Below are 17,263 nucleotides of genomic sequence, written 5' to 3'. Positions count from 1 at the left end.
AATGAGCAAATTTATTTTTGCTAACGAGACAATTGTTATTCAAGGACTTTTTTTGAATAATTCCAAATATACATCGGTTTCTTTGGAAAAATTTGATATTGGAAGTCATATAGTTGCCACTTCAAAGATACATGATGGTTCTTTTGTTATTGAATTGCCTATAAAAATAGAACCTGGTATTTATCGTTTAAAGTACAGTCAGGTTGAAGCGAATAGTTTTTTTGATATCATCATAAATGGTACTGAAAAGAAAATAACATTTACTTTCGATTTTAATTCTTCTAATCCTTCACCATTATTTGAATCAAACACAGAAAATGCGATTTATTATAATTTTTTAATGAATGAATCAGAAAAAGTAAAAGCGCTTTTGATTCAACAGTTTTTTTTACAAAATTATCCAAGTGTAAAAGATGATATTTTTAATAGAGTTAAAAAGAATTATTTTGAAGATATCAATAAAATAAGATCAGAAAGAAGTTTTTTTATAAAAAAAAATAAAAATTTACCTTGGGCTTGTGCATTGATAAAAAACAAACCAATTAATTTTTCTGATAATTTTAGAAACGATCAAAGAATTATTGATTTTGAAAATCATGAAAAATATTGGGAAAAAATTGAGGTAAGTAATGAAAGCCTATTAAACACACCTATATTTGTTGATCATATACTTATTTATTTACAGTATTACCTAAATTCAAATCTAGGATTAGATAGCAATGAAGTCGAAATAGGTTTAAAGAAAAGCATTGATTCAATAATGATTCAATTTTCATCAACGAATAAAATACAAGAGTTTGCTATTCGTTATTTAATAGACGGTTTTAATGAAATTGGTTATGTCAATATTGTAGATTATATTTATGAAAAGTATGCCAATCTTATATTAAAATTTAATATTCAAAGACAATCTGAAGCAAAAGTTCTTGAAAAAAATACTAGTAAAAAATTAGAAATTGGTTCTGTTAGTCCAAATATAGAATGGAAATCAAATGACAATCAATCGATATCTAATTTACACCAAATTAAAGCGAAAGAAATTCTATTAATCTTTTGGTCTAGCGATTGTCCTCATTGTGAAGAAGCAATGAGAAAAGCTGACGAATGGGCGAAAATTGCTAAAAATAAAGTGGTAGTTGCTATTGGAATTGAAAACAATAAGGACCAATATCTTGATAAAATTAAATCATATAAAAATATTTGGCATTATTCTGATTTTAAAGGATTTGAAAGTTCTTTGTTGCGTAATTTTAAGGTAGAAGCAACGCCAACATTTTTTGTAATTGATGAAAATAAACGTATTGTAAATGTTTTAAATACCTTTCCTTTTTAAGTTTTTTGATAAACTTAGTTTTTTTAAAAAACAAGGGGTTAACCCTTGTTTTTAATTGAATATATTTTTTCAAAATTTGTCTTAACATTTTAGTTTATGTAATTATAATGTAAAAAGGAGATTTTTTTAAAATGAGTAATTTAAAGTTTTTATTTGAAAATTTAGATAGAATAGAATTATTTCTATTAGCTATTTCAATAATTGGATTGGGATTTATTATTGGGCTAACCTATATCTGGTTTTTATAAAAATAAAAATTGCTCATTTTTTTATTACCCCCTGAATACCGTTAGTGAACCAAAAAATAAACACCCCAAATTTGCAAAAATTAAACACCACTACTATGATAAAAAAGATACTTAAAAACATGTTTTTTGTTTGTTTGTTTACTGGAGTAACACTTCAAGGACAAACCAACACTGCTGTAGAAAGTTTGTTAAGTTCTACACAATGGAATACACTTTTCCCAAAAAGAGCAGGAACATATGGGGTTCATCCACAAGGGTATACTACTGATTTTTTTTCTTATAATAATTTGAAACAAGCAGTCACGGAAATGAGTGATTATTTGGTACAAATTAGAAAAAAACCTGGAGTATGGGGAGAGTTAACAACTGTCACAAAAAAATCAACAAATACATCTTATGTGTATTCTCAAGTAGATAGTTGGTGGTATTCAAACACAACGCCAGAAGTAATCATAACTGTTGATTTTGAAAATTTTTTAAATCATACTACACCTGTAAATAATAAAAGAGAATTAGCTGCTTTTTTGGCTAATATCTCTAAAGAAACTACTGGAGGCTGGCAAATGCCTGTTGGTGGAGGAACTTCTGGAGACTATGCACAATGGGGATTGTATTTTGTACATGAAGTAGGGTATACTGCTGCAAACAGTGCAGGTACGTATAGCCAAGCAAGTACTGATTATCCTCCAAATCCAGCAAAAGGGTATTATGGTAGAGGGCCAATTCAATTGTCGTGGAATTACAACTATGGCCAGCTAAGTAAATTTCTTTATAATGATGTTTCGGTATTGCTAAACAATCCAGATTTAGTTCAACAAGACGGCGTATTAGCCTTTAAATCTGCTATATGGTTTTGGATGATGCCACAATGGCCAAAGCCTTCTTGTCATCAAGTCATGCACGATTTGTGGGTACCCAATTCAGGTGAGTATTCAATGCCAAAAATGTATTTGAAAGGTTTTGCACATACAAACAATATCATTAATGGAGGATTAGAATGTAGAAATACATCTACCACTGCCTTTACAGAGAAAGTAGTAATTCGTTCAGAATTATATAAATATTATTTATCTATTTTAGGTTTTACACCTACTCAAGTTGCAGCTGAAAACAGCGGTGATTATACCACAATTTGCTATCAAAATAGCTCAAATGCAATGCAAGATTATGTAAGTGCCAATGTGTTAACGTCTGCAACATTTAATGTTACTGCTTTGAAAGTTTATCCTATTCCAATTACGGATGCATTTACGATAGAATATGAGGAACCAATTGATAGAATAAAAATTTTCGATTTGTCGGGTAAAATCATTCAAGAATTAGAGCCAAAAAGCAATAAAGTTGAGGTGCCGTCATCAATATTAAATAATGGGATGTATATCATTCAGCTAGAAACAAATAGTGCATCAGCAACGTTCAAAATTATTAAATAAATATTCTTATATTGGAATAAATTATTAGTTGGAATGAAAGATAGAATTCTTATTGTTGATGATCATAAAATTTTTTCTGAGAGTCTAAAAGTAGTTTTGGAACGAAACAATTTTGAAGCTATATGTATATCAGATGCATCAGTTGCATTAAAATATTTAAAAACAGAGGTGTTTGATGTTGTAATTACAGATATTGAAATGCCTCACATGAACGGAGTAACTTTTATTAAAGAAATTAAAAAAAATGAAAGTTCATACATTAAAGTGCCTAAAAATATTATTTTAACTAGTCACACAAGTATAAAAATTTTTAGGCAACTTATAAATTTAAATATTGATGCTTATTTAAGTAAAAATGTGTCTTCAATAGAATTAATATCCGTAGTTAAAAAGGTTTTACAAAATGAGAAATATTTTGAGAAAACTATTTATGAAGCTTATTTAAAAGATTCTAATATCAATTCAAAAATTGAATTTACACCAAGAGAATTGGATATTTTAAAATTAATATTAGAAGAAAAAACAACTATGGAAATTGCAGATGAATTGAAAATTTCAAATTTTACTGTAGAAGGCCATAGAAAAAATTTAATGCAAAAAACGAATTCTAAAAATGTTGTCGGATTAATAAAATACGCTATATTAAATAATATATAATGTGAATTAATGCGAAAGATTACTTTTTTTGAGTTTAGCATAATAGATTTTAAAAGGAATACTATATTTTTTTTAAAAATTACGATTTACTAAGTTATAGAAGGCTATAGATTAGATTTTTTTGTTGAACTGACCACGTTGTCAGTATGAAAAAAGAGGTGAAAACCTCTTTTTTTTAAAGTATTTATGTTTTTGATTTAATAATACTATCGTTAAGTTATTTTGGAGACTTTGTATTATTATAAAAAGAGGCTTAGGCCTCTTTTTTTTAATTGCTATTCATTTTAATATATATAGAGCTAAAGCTTAGATTAGATTTTTTTGTGTGAATCGGCTTATCGCTGATGAAAATTGAGGCTTAGGCCTCTTTTTTTTTCTCCCCCTGAAAACCGTTGGTTGTAATAGTTCAATATTCTAGAAATTTGCTTCAACAATATTGAAAAACCCTTTAAATGAAATCGTTACACATCTTTTTATTTTTTGTTACAAATATTATTTACTCTCAAATTGGAATTGGGACTACTACCCCAAATGGAGCATTAGATATTGTTTCGTCTAATCAAGGTTTAATTATACCGAGAGTGGCTTTAACTAGTTTAGTTGCAGCAGCTCCTGTAGTAAATTCAATTGCTGGAAATCCACTGGTGAAAAGTACTTTGGTTTATAATACAACAACTAATTCAATTGGGGTAAATTCTGTAACACCAGGATTTTACTATTGGGAAGGTGTAAAATGGGTGCGATTAAATTCAGATATAAATTGGTCAACTACAGGAAATTTATACACAAATCCTACGATCAATTTTATTGGTACATTAGATAACAATGACTTAGTATTTAAAAGAAATAATGTTTTTTCAGGAAGAATTAATGATACTAATACAGCCTATGGTGTTAATTCTCTTAAGTTAAACACTGCTGGAACTAATAATACAGCAATTGGAGTAAGTGCTTTAGAAAACAATAATACAGGCTTCCAAAATACTGCAATTGGTAAATCTAGTTTAATGTTAAACACTGCTGGGAGCTATAATGTAAGTATAGGATATAGTTCATTAGAAAGAAATACAACAGGAATATTAAACACGGCAGTAGGGCATTCTAGTTTGTACAATAATTTAATTGGAAAAGGAAATGTAGCAGTTGGTAAATCGTCGTTAGAACGTAATATTTCTGGGGATGATAATACAGCATTAGGTAATAATGCATTGTATAATAATCAAACGGGTGATAAAAATATTGGTATTGGGAGCTCATCTTTAGAACGTAATATCAGTGGTAGTAATAATATAGCTATTGGTAATATGAGTTTGTACAATAATCAAAGTGTTTCAAATTGTATTGCTATTGGAAATAATGCACAACTTAATAATATGTCGGGTCAATTTAATATTTCATTGGGAGATGAAACTTTATTGGCTAATCAAACCGGTATCAATAATATAGCAATAGGATATAATGCATTTAATACAGGGAATTTTAGTAATTCTATCGCAATTGGTAATAATTCAATAATTAGTTCTAATGACCAAGTTCGAATAGGTAATACTTCAACATCAAGTATTGGAGGATTTACCAATTGGTCTAATGTTTCAGATATCCGATTCAAAAAAGATGTTAATTATAGTAGTGTGCCAGGATTAGATTTTATTCTAAAATTAAAACCTGTAACATATAAGCTTGATTATGATAACATACAAAGGTTGACACAATCAAAAACGCAAATAAGTTCAGCAGAGTCAATAATTCAGACTGGTTTCATTGCTCAGGAAGTTGAAAAAGCAGCCAAAGAACTAGGCTACGATTTTAGTGGAATAGATAGCCCAAAAAATGAAAAGGATTTTTATGGTATTCGTTATGCAGAATTTGTAGTTCCATTAACAAAGGCTATTCAAGAGCAACAACAATTAATTGAATTACTGCAAAAAGAATTAGAAACGTTAAAAATTAAAGTAAAATCCCTAGAAACTAAATAATTTTATTTAAAAAATCCCTTTAAATTATAATAAAATGAAACAACCACTATTTTTAATTTTGCTTTTTATTGCTAACTACTCCTTGGCGCAAGTTGGAATTGGTACCACAACACCACATCCAAGTTCAATTTTACATTTGAATAGTACCAATTCTGGCTTGTTAATCCCTAGATTAACAGCCGCCCAAAAAACAGCAGTCCTCAGTCCCGCGATTGGTTTATTAATATACCAAACTGACGGTGCTGCTGGTTTTTGGTACTTTAATGGTATTTCATGGGTTCCATTTGGCGGCGGTAGCTCGTACACATTTAATAATGGTTTAACTCTTACAGGTTCAAACGCACAGTTAGGTGGTGAATTAACTAAATATACAACGATTGATTTTAAAGATTATGATCTTACTTTTAAAACAACATCTACGTCATCTTTTCCAGGTAATTTAGTTGTTGAAGGCCGAAATAGAAAGGTTATGGAAACCGCAATCTATGATAATTTTGTTCATTTTGGCGGAGGTTTTCCCTATATTGGCACATCAGTAGACGGAACAACTTTAACAGACTACAGCGGCTCAACTTATCCAATAGATGTTGTAGCCAGTTTTCAATCGGATGGTGCCATCGCAGGAAGTGCCATAAAAACAGGTTCAGTAGAATATATTATGGATGGTATTAGTGAACTGTATTTGGAAGCTTCTGGAGGATTTCATCCAAGAAACGACAATACCAGTTCGTTTGGTTGTAGTCTTGGTACCTCAACGAAACGTTGGTCTTCGGTTTATGCTAATAATGGGGTTATTCAAACGTCAGATGTTCGATTTAAAAAGAATATTAAGCCTTTAGAATATGGACTAAATGAAGTACTTCAATTAAATACAATTACTTATAATTGGAAAGATAATAAAATTGGAAATACTATAATTCCTGCTGAATTTGAAAAAGCTAAAATAGGTTTTTCTGCTCAAAATCTATTAGAAGTAATACCAGAAGTTGTTGAAACGCACTCATGGCAACCTAAAGATGAAAATGGAAATTATATAAGAGTTGAAAATGAAAAACTTGGAGTGAATTATTCTGAATTAATCCCTGTACTTGTAAATGCAATTAAAGAATTGAAATCTGAAATAGACTTTTTGAAATCTGAATTGCAAAAAAAATAATTATGTTTTTATAACTATTAAATCTTGATGCTTAAAAAAGGTCGCTTTTTGCGACCTTGATTTTTATATTAAATGAAAGATATTGAGTTACGCCGATTAGTGTTTTTTATTTTTACTTTTATCCTTTTTACACTAATTTTTTGCTTTAATGAAATAGGAATATACGAATGTCTAAAAGCATTTGTGTTGTCTTTTTTTATAGTGTATATATTACCAATACTTTTTAAAATATTGAATTTTTAACTATTTTTTATTTTTGACAAAAATGGAATAAATTGTAATTCCAAATCCAATTAATACAACCGTAGGCGCTAAGCGTATTCTTCTAAAACTAAAAACTTCTTCATTGAAAACTTCTGGATTGTCGTTGCCACCGCCTGACATAAGAATAAAGCCTAAAGCTATAACCGCTAAGCCTACTAATAATACTTTATAATTGGCTGCACCAAATAAAAATTCTGGTTTGTTGTTTTCTTCTTTCATTTTTGATAAATAAAATTATTTATATTTTTTCTTTATTAATATAAATCGTCTGTTCTTAAATTTAGGAAACGAGTGGTAGCAAAATAAGTGCTAATCCAAGTAATAATTGTCCCAACGGCTAAAACACCTAAGGCTACTATTCCAAATGAAACAAAATCTTTAGCTATTCCTAGTGTAGGAAATAAACCATCTACATAAAGCCATACAAAAGTTAAAGCAATAATAGCTAAAACAGAACCTATTAAACCAAGTACAATACTTCTTATTATGAATGGTTTTCTGATAAATGATTTTGTAGCGCCAACCAATTGCATGGTTTTAATTGTAAATCGTTGCGAATAAATAGAAATTCGAATAGAACTATTGATTAATAACATAGCAATAATGGCTAATACAGAACTAATCGCCAAAATCCAAACGCTAATTTTTGCAACATTTTCATTTACTAAATCTACTAATTCTTTTGGATAAATCACGTCTGAAACCAAAGGGTTTCTTTTAATCTCCATTTCTATTTTTCTAATTTCAGCACTCGTAACATAGTCTGCTTTCAAGTGAATGTCAAACGAATTTTGTAAAGGATTAAAACCTAAAAATTCTTTAAAATCTTTTCCAACTATATCTTCATTATTCTTAGCCGCTTTTTCTTTGTCAACAAATTCATAACTTCTCACAAACTTTGAATTTTTCAATTCCGTATCAAACGCTTTTAAAATAGTATCGCTTGCTTCATCTTTAAAATAGACGTTCATTGGAATATTTTCCTTAAAGTCATTCGAGATTTTTTCAGAATTAATCACAAAAAGTCCTAAAGCGCCTAAAAGGAACAACACTAAAAAAATACTAAAAACAACCGAAAAATAAGATGAAATCAATCTCCTGCGTTGATATTGCTCAAATGATAATGCCATAGATGTAAAGAATTATGCTGTAAAAATACTAAAGAATTTTTGTTTACATAGAATATAACTACAAAGTTTTAAAAAACGTATTTAAAAACTGTACATTTGTGTATTAATTTTGTTTTTATGACGCTTAAAAAAATAATTCCCACGTTACTTATCTCTGTCTATTCTATAGTTTTACATGCGCAAGAAATAGCAATCCCGTATCGTGATGGAACTAAATGGGGCATGTGTAATCCTGAGGGAAAAATTATTCTTGAACCTCAATTCGATCAACTCGAATTTAAACAAAATTATGATAGCGACTATCGAACGGTCTACTCTAAATTAAAAGATAAAACAGGATTAATTATTGATGGTAAAATTCTTTTTGAAGCCAAGTATTCTCAGCTCTATTTCGATGATGAAAATTATGTGTTAATTTCTGAAGATGCCTCTACAAAAGCGACAGCTATTGTCGATAAAAAAGGGAATTCTATTTTAAAAAAACCAATCGTTGAAATAATTGCTTCAGAACATATTACTGAAACGTTAAAACTGTACCATGTTTTAAATAAAGATTTCACAGAAAGTGTTTTTACACTAAATAAAAAGACCAATGTGATTGAACAATGGTTGTATGAGGATTATTATTCGGTTCAAATCTTAAAAAAAGTAGGCGGTAGGTATAATTTGGTTTGTAATACTAAAAAATTAGAAAAGGATGCCCTGCAAACTGAGGTTTGGAATTTTGAAAAAGCACCTTATGTAAAGTCAAAAAAAGTACTGTTTCAAACGGAAGATCAATATTTAGAACAATTTTACAAAAAAGCCAAAACCAAGTCAACTAATTATAGTGGTTCTGGTTCTGGTTCCGGTTCAGGAAATGGAGATGTTATGATAGATCAAGGATATGAAGATGCGATTTATTCCGTTGAACGTGGAGATAGAGATATAGCAGTAGAAATGGATGAGAGCGTTGGAACAAAAAAACCACAGCTTTATTTTAATTATTCTTTACAAAATGATAACGGAAATCTTCTTTTGGAAACAAAACAAGAATATTCTAAAGAACCCAAAAAATTTACAACACAGGTAAAAAGAAAAGAACCTTTAAAAAATCTTGAAATCATAAATTACTCTTATTATAAGCATACAAATGATTCGGTTTTAAATTATAGAAACATTGCTTTTTATCAGACTAAAAATAAGGTTGGTGTCGTTTTTCCAGATGAAGTATCAAGAGTAATTGAGTTTGACACCATTATCAAATCGTTTGCGCAGGTTAACAAAAATAACACTTTTGAAGAAGTAACCTTTATTGTGGGAAATAAAGGAAATAAATCGAATGCGTACAAATACAGTTTGTTTTCAAGTAAAAAAGGTTTGTTTTTCCCTCTGCAATTTGATGAAATAGTGAAGTTTCAATATAAAAACAACAATGGAAATGTAGTCTATAAGACTAAAATGGGTTCTAACTATGGTTTAATAGAATCGAATGGAAATGTGTTGCTTAAAACAGAATATGAAGATTTTAAACGACCAAGTTATAATTCTCATTCTACTAATGTTACCAAAACTTATTTGCTAAGAAAAAACAATAAGTTTGGACTAATCTATCAAAATGAAGCCACTTATAAAGAGGAAATTATTGACGCTGTTTTTGATTATGAAATTGATGATGTTCTAATTAATTACCCAAATAAAGCAAGATATGTAACTAGCCAGTCCAATTTGAAATTAGTAACGTTAAAAAATGCGGATAATGAAATTGTGGGTTATGCCAATGCTAACGGAACCTTATACTTTAAAAACTAAACACATGAAAAATAGTATATTATTCGTACTTCTTATTAATTCTCTTTTTTGTTTTTCTCAAAACTGGGAAAGTAGTGGCTATGTAAATTCAGATGTGTATGTTCCAAGAATCAAACAATCCGAAACTTTTTTTTATTCAGAATATGAATTTTTGTTGAATGAAAAACAGAAGACATTAGCTGAAATTCAAACAGAAATCAAGGCTAATACATTTGAACCAATCACTTATCAGGTTGCAAAAATAGATCCGCATTCAACAAAGGTGATGAAATTTATCAAAGGGAATATTTTTAGTGAAAAAACATATAAAAATAATGTGTTAAATGGAATTACTAAAATTTACTATCCAGACGGAATTACGTTCCAAGAAGCAACTTTTGTAGACGGAAAGGTTCACGGTCTGTACAAAATTTTTAGTAACGATAGCGACCATTCTTTGGTTTTGGAAACCAATTATAAAAACGGGATAAGAAACGGGATAAGAAGGTATACTATTCCTAGAGAAAATGAAGTGTTAGAAGGAAATTACGTCAACGGTAATTTAGTGGGCGATTTAAAATATTCTACAAAATATGGTTATCATTTGTTGCCAAATGATTTAAAAAAAGGTAAGGTGAAAACTTTTTCAAATCAAAAATTAGTTAGTGAATTTTATATCATTAATGAAAAAGATATTCATGGTGAGGCCATTATTTATTTCTATGATGTGGATAAAATTGCTATGAAAATTCCGTATTTTTTAGGTGAAAAAAATGGAACTGCAATAATGTATGATCGGGAAGGAAAAGAAGTGAATACAATAAAGTACAAGCACAATAAAAAAGTGGGTGATTATATTCACTATACCAAAAACAATCAAATTAGTAGTGAGGAACATTATGATGATGAAGGAAATAAAACAGGAGTTTGGAAGGAATACAAAAACGGACTTATTTATAGCGAACAAAGCTACAAAGACAATAAGTTAAATGGTCCTTATAAATTATATAAAAATGGGGTATTGCAAAACGTTGAGGAATACAAAAACGGAATTCGAAATGGAAAATCTGAAAATTACAATGCCGAAAACGGACAATTAATTAGTGAATCGGTTTATAAAAATGATGTAACTGTAAAATCGATTCAATACTACAAAAATCAAGCAAAATTTAGTGTTTTTGAAAAAGAGGAGCAATCGAATGTATTCACAACAAAGTATTATGATAAGTCTGGAAAATTATTACATGAGAATAAATATAATGAAACCAGACAGCCTATAGGAATTCAAAAGAATTTTTCATTGAGAAATGATGAAGCGTATGCCAATAGTGAAACACATTATGACGCTAATGGTAAGCAAACGAAACACATTTATAATTTTGGCAGCAATTCTTCTACAGAAACCAATTATAGAAATGGGGTTCCTCATGGAGAAAAAATTACTACTAAAGATGATGTAAAAACCATTGAATACTATTATGAATCTAAAGGCAATTCAAAAAAAGTAACGAAAGAAGAATTTGAAAGTTTAGTGAAGGCAGAGAAAAAATAGCTTTTTAACGGACTTTCAATTTCAACATTTTAAATGTAAATTTGTGCCTGATTTTTGTGTTAACAGTTGACAGTTCAAGCTTACGAGTTTTTTAACTTTTGCGAATTTACTGTACACTTTTAAACGTTAAACTATAAACTTAAAATGAAATATTTCCATAACGAAATCGAAGCCAAATGGCAACAATACTGGGCCGAAAACGGTACTTTTAAAGCATCCAATACGAGTGATAAACCTAAATATTATGTGTTAGATATGTTTCCTTATCCGTCTGGGGCAGGGTTACACGTAGGGCATCCATTAGGCTATATTGCTTCAGATATTGTAGCGCGTTTTAAAAGACACCAAGGCTATAATGTATTGCATCCGCAAGGATACGATTCGTTTGGTTTACCTGCGGAACAATATGCGATTCAAACCGGACAACATCCTGAAAAAACAACTCGTGAGAATATTGCACGTTACCGCGAACAATTAGATAAAATCGGATTTTCGTTTGATTGGAGTAGAGAAGTGCGTACTTCTAACCCTGATTATTACAAACATACACAGTGGATTTTTATTCAATTGTTTAACTCTTGGTACAATAATGCATCGGATAAAGCCGAAGATATTTCTACTTTGGTTTCAATTTTTGAAAAAGAAGGAAATGCGAATGTTAATGCGGTTTGCGATGAGCATATCATTTCTTTTACAGCAGCAGAATGGAATGCGTTTTCATCAGAAGAACAACAAAAAATTTTATTACACTATAGATTAACCTATTTAGCGGAAACGGAAGTAAACTGGTGTCCGGCTTTAGGAACGGTTTTAGCCAATGATGAAATCGTAAATGGTGTTTCGGAACGTGGTGGTCATCCTGTAATTCGTAAAAAAATGACCCAGTGGTCCATGCGAATTTCAGCTTATGCAGAACGTTTGTTACAAGGTTTAGATACGATTGATTGGACTGAGTCGTTGAAAGAATCACAACGCAATTGGATTGGAAAATCAGTCGGTGCTGCTGTTTCATTCCAACTTTTACCAACAACCAACAACCAACAACCAACAACTATTGATGTATTCACAACCCGTCCTGATACTATTTTCGGCGTGACATTTATGACGTTAGCTCCGGAACATGAATTGGTAGCAAAAATCACCACTCCAGAACAAAAAGCTGCGGTTGATGCTTATATTGAAGCAACGGCAAAACGTTCGGAACGTGAAAGAATGGCCGATGTGAAAACCATTTCTGGTGTTTTCACCGGTGCTTATGCAGAACATCCATTTACCAAAGAACCGATTCCGGTTTGGATTGGCGATTATGTATTAGCGGGTTACGGAACAGGTGCAGTGATGGCCGTTCCTTGTGGGGATGAACGTGATTATGCGTTCGCGAATTTTTTCAAAGGAACTCACGGAATGCCCGAAATTAAAAATATTTTCAACCAAGATATTTCTGAAGCTGCGTATGGTGAAAAAGGTGGTTTCGAATTAGTAAATTCCGATTTCTTAAACGGATTGGATTACAAAGCAGGAACTAAAAAAGTTATTGAAGAATTAGAAAAAATAGGCGCTGGAAAAGCAAAAGTGAATTACCGTTTACGTGATGCAGTGTTTTCTCGTCAACGCTATTGGGGTGAACCATTCCCAGTATATTACGTGAATGGCTTGCCACAAATGATTGATCCAAAACATTTGCCAATTGTTTTACCAGAAGTGGAGAAATATTTACCAACCGAAGACGGGCAACCACCATTAGGTAATGCTACGGATTGGGCTTGGGATACAGTAAATAATAAAGTAGTATCCAACACACTTTGTCATGCTGAACTTGATTCAGCATCTCACAATGGCGTTTATCCTTTGGAACTAAACACAATGCCAGGTTGGGCGGGTTCGTCTTGGTATTGGATGCGTTATATGGATGCGCACAACGAGAACGAATTTGCTAGTGCTGATGCATTAAAATATTGGGAAAACGTAGATTTATACATAGGAGGAAGTGAGCACGCAACGGGTCACTTATTATATTCTCGTTTTTGGAATAAATTCTTAAAAGATAGAGGTTTCGCTCCAACCGAAGAACCGTTCCAAAAATTAATCAATCAAGGAATGATTTTGGGAATGAGTGCTTTTGCTTATAAAGTAATTGGGACATTAGGAATTCCTCCAGTTTTTGTGTCATATAATTTTTTTATGACTAAAGATTTTGAAGCGGTATATGCTTTTTTAGATGTTATTCATAAAAAATATAACATTAAAGAATGGAGCAAACAAATGTCAATCGATATTGTTCCTATTCACTTGGATTTAAGCGTTATTCTTGATTCTTATAATGAATTAGATATTGAAAAATTTAAAGCACATCCATTATATTCCGAATATAAAAATTCTGAATTTTTATTAATGGATGGCACAATCTATGATAATAATGAACCATATTCTGGTAAACAAGGAAGAGCATATTTAGTAGGTCGCGAAGTAGAAAAAATGTCGAAATCAAAATACAACGTAGTCAATCCAGATGATATTTGTAACGAATACGGTGCGGATACTTTACGTTTGTATGAAATGTTCTTAGGGCCGTTAGAACAAGCTAAACCTTGGAACACTGCTGGTATTACAGGGGTTTATGGTTTCTTGAAAAAATTATGGCGTTTGTATTTTGATGATAATGGATTAATTGTAACAGATGCGGAACCAACAGCGGACATGTACAAATCGTTACATAAAACCATCAAAAAAGTAACGGAAGACATCGAGAATTTCTCGTTTAATACGTCGGTTTCGCAATTCATGATTTGTGTCAATGAGTTGTCGCAACAAAAATGTCATCATAGAGCCATCTTAGAACCTTTAGCAGTTTTAGTTTCGCCTTATGCGCCACATATTGCAGAAGAATTATGGAGTGCTTTGGGTCACGAAGGTTCTATTGCCACCGTGGCTTTCCCTAAATTTGAAGAAAAATATTTAGTAGAAAGTGAAAAAGAATATCCGGTTTCCTTCAATGGAAAAATGCGTTTCACTATTAAGTTGCCGTTAGATTTAACCGCAGCTCAAATCGAAGAAATCGTCATGGCCGATGAACGTACACAAAACCAGTTACAAGGTAGAACACCAAATAAAGTAATTATCGTTCCAGGTAAGATTATTAATTTGGTAGGGTAATTTAATTAGTCATAATGACAATATACCAATAGTATCATCCCGAATTTATTTATAAATTCGGGATTTTTTATGCAATAAAAAGAGCATCTTTGAGTTATAGTGAAAAACAGTATTTATGAGAAAATTTTTATTTTTATTTGTGATTTGTACAGGGTGGTTACAAGCACAACAATATCCATTTTTAACTACACACGCAAAAGAAATAACATTGGCTGAATTTCAGTCGTTTAAAACAAAAGATAGCCTTTGGGCTGTTGATAATTTTTTAGAAAGTGGAAAAAAATATGATCGAGTATATTTAGACTCAATTGTTAAAAGCAATAAAATTATACATTATAAGCAACTCTTTTTTAGAGATACAGTGGCGCAAAGATTTGCTGTTGTTTTAAAAGAAAGAACGGAGACTGAACTGAAAGAAAAGAAATTGGAAGTAAAAGTTAAGAATGAAGAGTTAAATGATAAAATTAAAAACGACAAAAAGAATAAGAAATTAATGTTAGGGAAGTCTATGCAAAATCTTGTATTAAAGGATATGCAAGGTAATGTTTATACTTCAGAAGACTTGAAAGGTAAAGTTGTTGTGGTCAATTTTTGGTTTACAAAATGTGTACCGTGTATTAAAGAAATTCCCGATTTAAATGCATTAAAAAAAGAGTTCGGTACAGATCAGGTGCTTTATTTTGCAGTTACATTTGATGCCAAAGAATTGCTTCAAGAATTTGTAAAAAAGAACACAATCGATTTTACAATTATACCTGAAGATAAAAATACCATCGATCAATTTTTGGTGAATTTTTATCCAACAAATTTTATACTCGATCAAACGGGAAAGATAGTTTTTGTTAATGATTTTTTTATGGAAGAAATGTTTCCTGACATGCGTAAAACGATTAAAAAATTATTAAAATCATAATTTTAAATTGTAACATTTTTGAAATTTTACGTATAATAGAAAAAAGCAACTATGAAACAACACGAAGTACATGTCTTAAAAAAATCGACCAGTTTTACAGGTAGTATGAAAGACGATTTAGCGAAAGAAGTGGAGCTGTTTTTAAACATGAAATCCAAAGAAGGTTATGAAGTAATTAATGTGTCTTTTACGTATTTTGAAACCCAAGAATTGATTGCCTTTGTAACGATTTGCAGATAACAAAATGGCAATTTGACAACTTGTCATTTTTAGAAATTGGCGCAAGTTTTGTGGTAGTAGATAAAAAATAAATTAAAAATTATGTTAGGATATTATATTTTATTAGGAGGAATTGCTTTGGTAAGTTGGCTGGTAAGTAGCCGTTTACAAAGTAAGTTTGATTATTATTCAAAAGTTCATTTACGCAATGGTATGAGTGGAGCCGAAATTGCCGAACAAATGTTAGCGGATCACGGGATTAGAGATGTACGTGTTATTTCTACACCAGGGCGTTTAACGGATCATTATAATCCAGTTGATAAAACAGTCAATTTGTCTGAAGCAGTATACAACCAAAGAAATGCAGCTGCGGCAGCTGTTGCGGCTCACGAATGTGGTCATGCGGTTCAACACGCAACGGCTTACAGTTGGTTGACTATGCGTTCGCAAATGGTACCAATTGTAAATGTATCTTCAACCTTATCACAATGGTTAATCATGGGAGGTTTAATTTTAGGAATTGCTTCAAAAGGTTTGTCTATTGGTTATATTGTGGCGGTTATTGGTTTGGTTTTAATGGCGGTGGCAACAGCATTTTCATTAATTACGTTGCCTGTTGAGTACGATGCCAGTAATAGAGCCTTGGCGTGGTTAAAAAATAAAAATATGGTTTCACAGCAAGAATATGCAGGTGCAGAAGATTCTTTAAAATGGGCCGCACGTACCTATCTTGTGGCTGCAATTGGTGCAGTTGCCTCTATGTTATATTGGGCAATGCAGGTGTTTGGTAGAAGAGAATAATAAGAAAAGATACGATATTAATAAACCCAATTACTATGAAGTAGTTGGGTTTTCTTTTTTATCTCAAGTATTAAAAATTACAATTGAATTTGTCTTTCTATTTGTTGTTCCAATGAAATGAAAGTTTCGGTTCTAGAAACCCCTTTTATGGTTTGAATCTTTTTGTTTAACAATTGCATTAAGTGTTCGTTATCCTGACAAATAATTTTAGTTAGAATACTCCAGTTTCCGGTAGTATAATGCGATTCTAAGACTTCAGGAATTTTTTTTAATTCTTTTACTACCTCAGGATTACTAGAAGCTTTTTCTAAATAAATCCCCACAAAGGCCATGGTTTTATATCCCAAAACCCGATTGTCAACTACATATTTTGAACCCGAAATTACACCAGCTTGTTCAAGTTTTTTTAACCGTTGGTGAATAGCTGCTCCAGAAATTCCAATTTTATTTGCAATTTGCAAGATGGGTTTTCGGGCATCTTCCATTAAATCTCTTAATATTTCTTTGTCGATGCCGTCTATTTCAATTTGTAAGTGATTGATTTTCATTTAAATAATTTAAAATAATTATATTTTTTCACCTAAGCTCCACAGGACAATTTTCTCATACTATCAAATTCTCTATTCCAATTGTTAGGGGATTAAGTATCACAACTTTA

The 17,263-nt window shown here is 30.9% G+C and carries 14 protein-coding genes; 11 read left to right on the top strand and 3 right to left on the bottom strand.

Going from position 1 to position 17,263, the window contains the following annotated elements; translation table 11 throughout:
- Position 1: 1 nt before the first annotated feature.
- The 5 genes from KQS_RS13195 (at position 2) to KQS_RS13175 (ending at position 6,803) form a co-directional block, all read left to right on the top strand.
- A complete protein-coding gene (locus KQS_RS13195) occupies positions 2-1,333 on the top strand; it encodes a TlpA family protein disulfide reductase (RefSeq protein ID WP_014389671.1) in 1,332 nt (443 codons plus the stop codon).
- A 343-nt stretch (positions 1,334-1,676) separates the two neighbouring features.
- On the top strand, positions 1,677-3,014 hold the full coding sequence (locus tag KQS_RS14115; RefSeq protein ID WP_051149685.1) for a glycoside hydrolase family 19 protein: 1,338 nt from the start codon (positions 1,677-1,679) through the stop codon (positions 3,012-3,014).
- Between the two features lie 33 nt (positions 3,015-3,047).
- On the top strand, positions 3,048-3,671 hold the full coding sequence (locus KQS_RS13185; RefSeq protein ID WP_014389669.1) for a response regulator transcription factor: 624 nt from the start codon (positions 3,048-3,050) through the stop codon (positions 3,669-3,671).
- Positions 3,672-4,123: 452 nt separating this feature from the next.
- Complete coding sequence (locus KQS_RS13180) at positions 4,124-5,647, top strand: tail fiber domain-containing protein (protein ID WP_014389668.1); 1,524 nt, start codon at positions 4,124-4,126, stop codon at positions 5,645-5,647.
- A gap of 34 nt (positions 5,648-5,681) precedes the next feature.
- The gene (locus KQS_RS13175) at positions 5,682-6,803 is read left to right on the top strand and encodes a tail fiber domain-containing protein (protein ID WP_014389667.1); all 1,122 of its coding nucleotides are present in this window, start codon (positions 5,682-5,684) and stop codon (positions 6,801-6,803) included.
- Between the two features lie 243 nt (positions 6,804-7,046).
- Here KQS_RS13175 and KQS_RS13170 read toward each other — a convergent pair whose 3' ends face one another.
- Positions 7,047-7,286 (bottom strand): DUF3098 domain-containing protein, encoded by a 240-nt coding sequence (locus KQS_RS13170; RefSeq protein WP_014389666.1) that lies wholly within the window; start codon positions 7,284-7,286, stop codon positions 7,047-7,049.
- Positions 7,287-7,321: 35 nt separating this feature from the next.
- A complete protein-coding gene (locus tag KQS_RS13165; protein ID WP_014389665.1) occupies positions 7,322-8,197 on the bottom strand; it encodes a cell division protein FtsX in 876 nt (291 codons plus the stop codon).
- A 117-nt stretch (positions 8,198-8,314) separates the two neighbouring features.
- On the opposite strand from KQS_RS13165, the gene KQS_RS13160 reads away from it, so the two are divergent.
- The 6 genes from KQS_RS13160 (at position 8,315) to KQS_RS13135 (ending at position 16,605) form a co-directional block, all read left to right on the top strand.
- Entirely contained in the window at positions 8,315-9,988 is a 1,674-nt protein-coding gene (locus KQS_RS13160) for a WG repeat-containing protein (protein ID WP_014389664.1), read from the top strand.
- A 4-nt stretch (positions 9,989-9,992) separates the two neighbouring features.
- Complete coding sequence (locus KQS_RS13155) at positions 9,993-11,519, top strand: toxin-antitoxin system YwqK family antitoxin (RefSeq protein ID WP_014389663.1); 1,527 nt, start codon at positions 9,993-9,995, stop codon at positions 11,517-11,519.
- A gap of 144 nt (positions 11,520-11,663) precedes the next feature.
- Entirely contained in the window at positions 11,664-14,672 is a 3,009-nt protein-coding gene (locus KQS_RS13150) for a leucine--tRNA ligase (protein ID WP_014389662.1), read from the top strand.
- A 115-nt stretch (positions 14,673-14,787) separates the two neighbouring features.
- Positions 14,788-15,585: a TlpA family protein disulfide reductase gene (locus tag KQS_RS13145; RefSeq protein ID WP_014389661.1), complete on the top strand. Its 798-nt coding sequence runs from the start codon at positions 14,788-14,790 to the stop codon at positions 15,583-15,585.
- A gap of 51 nt (positions 15,586-15,636) precedes the next feature.
- A complete protein-coding gene (locus tag KQS_RS13140; protein ID WP_014389660.1) occupies positions 15,637-15,825 on the top strand; it encodes a hypothetical protein in 189 nt (62 codons plus the stop codon).
- A gap of 81 nt (positions 15,826-15,906) precedes the next feature.
- Positions 15,907-16,605, top strand: a complete 699-nt coding sequence (locus tag KQS_RS13135) for a zinc metallopeptidase (protein WP_014389659.1) — start codon at positions 15,907-15,909, stop codon at positions 16,603-16,605.
- Between the two features lie 77 nt (positions 16,606-16,682).
- Here KQS_RS13135 and KQS_RS13130 read toward each other — a convergent pair whose 3' ends face one another.
- Positions 16,683-17,153 (bottom strand): Lrp/AsnC family transcriptional regulator, encoded by a 471-nt coding sequence (locus tag KQS_RS13130; protein ID WP_014389658.1) that lies wholly within the window; start codon positions 17,151-17,153, stop codon positions 16,683-16,685.
- Between the last annotated feature and the right edge of the window lie 110 nt (positions 17,154-17,263).

It is taken from the genome of Flavobacterium indicum GPTSA100-9 = DSM 17447, assembly GCF_000455605.1.
Lineage (GTDB): Bacteria > Bacteroidota > Bacteroidia > Flavobacteriales > Flavobacteriaceae > Flavobacterium > Flavobacterium indicum.
Note: the sequence above shows the minus strand (reverse complement) of the source record. Positions and strands in the feature narration are given on the sequence as shown.

What these genes read in the sequence shown, in the direction of transcription:
- KQS_RS13195 (WP_014389671.1), top strand. Translation starts at nt 2, where the DNA reads ATGAGCAAATTTATTTTTGCTAACGAGACAATTGTTATTCAAGGACTT.
- KQS_RS14115 (WP_051149685.1), top strand. Translation starts at nt 1,677, where the DNA reads ATGATAAAAAAGATACTTAAAAACATGTTTTTTGTTTGTTTGTTTACT.
- KQS_RS13185 (WP_014389669.1), top strand. Translation starts at nt 3,048, where the DNA reads ATGAAAGATAGAATTCTTATTGTTGATGATCATAAAATTTTTTCTGAG.
- KQS_RS13180 (WP_014389668.1), top strand. Translation starts at nt 4,124, where the DNA reads ATGAAATCGTTACACATCTTTTTATTTTTTGTTACAAATATTATTTAC.
- KQS_RS13175 (WP_014389667.1), top strand. Translation starts at nt 5,682, where the DNA reads ATGAAACAACCACTATTTTTAATTTTGCTTTTTATTGCTAACTACTCC.
- KQS_RS13170 (WP_014389666.1), bottom strand. Translation starts at nt 7,286, where the DNA reads ATGAAAGAAGAAAACAACAAACCAGAATTTTTATTTGGTGCAGCCAAT.
- KQS_RS13165 (WP_014389665.1), bottom strand. Translation starts at nt 8,197, where the DNA reads ATGGCATTATCATTTGAGCAATATCAACGCAGGAGATTGATTTCATCT.
- KQS_RS13160 (WP_014389664.1), top strand. Translation starts at nt 8,315, where the DNA reads ATGACGCTTAAAAAAATAATTCCCACGTTACTTATCTCTGTCTATTCT.
- KQS_RS13155 (WP_014389663.1), top strand. Translation starts at nt 9,993, where the DNA reads ATGAAAAATAGTATATTATTCGTACTTCTTATTAATTCTCTTTTTTGT.
- KQS_RS13150 (WP_014389662.1), top strand. Translation starts at nt 11,664, where the DNA reads ATGAAATATTTCCATAACGAAATCGAAGCCAAATGGCAACAATACTGG.
- KQS_RS13145 (WP_014389661.1), top strand. Translation starts at nt 14,788, where the DNA reads ATGAGAAAATTTTTATTTTTATTTGTGATTTGTACAGGGTGGTTACAA.
- KQS_RS13140 (WP_014389660.1), top strand. Translation starts at nt 15,637, where the DNA reads ATGAAACAACACGAAGTACATGTCTTAAAAAAATCGACCAGTTTTACA.
- KQS_RS13135 (WP_014389659.1), top strand. Translation starts at nt 15,907, where the DNA reads ATGTTAGGATATTATATTTTATTAGGAGGAATTGCTTTGGTAAGTTGG.
- KQS_RS13130 (WP_014389658.1), bottom strand. Translation starts at nt 17,153, where the DNA reads ATGAAAATCAATCACTTACAAATTGAAATAGACGGCATCGACAAAGAA.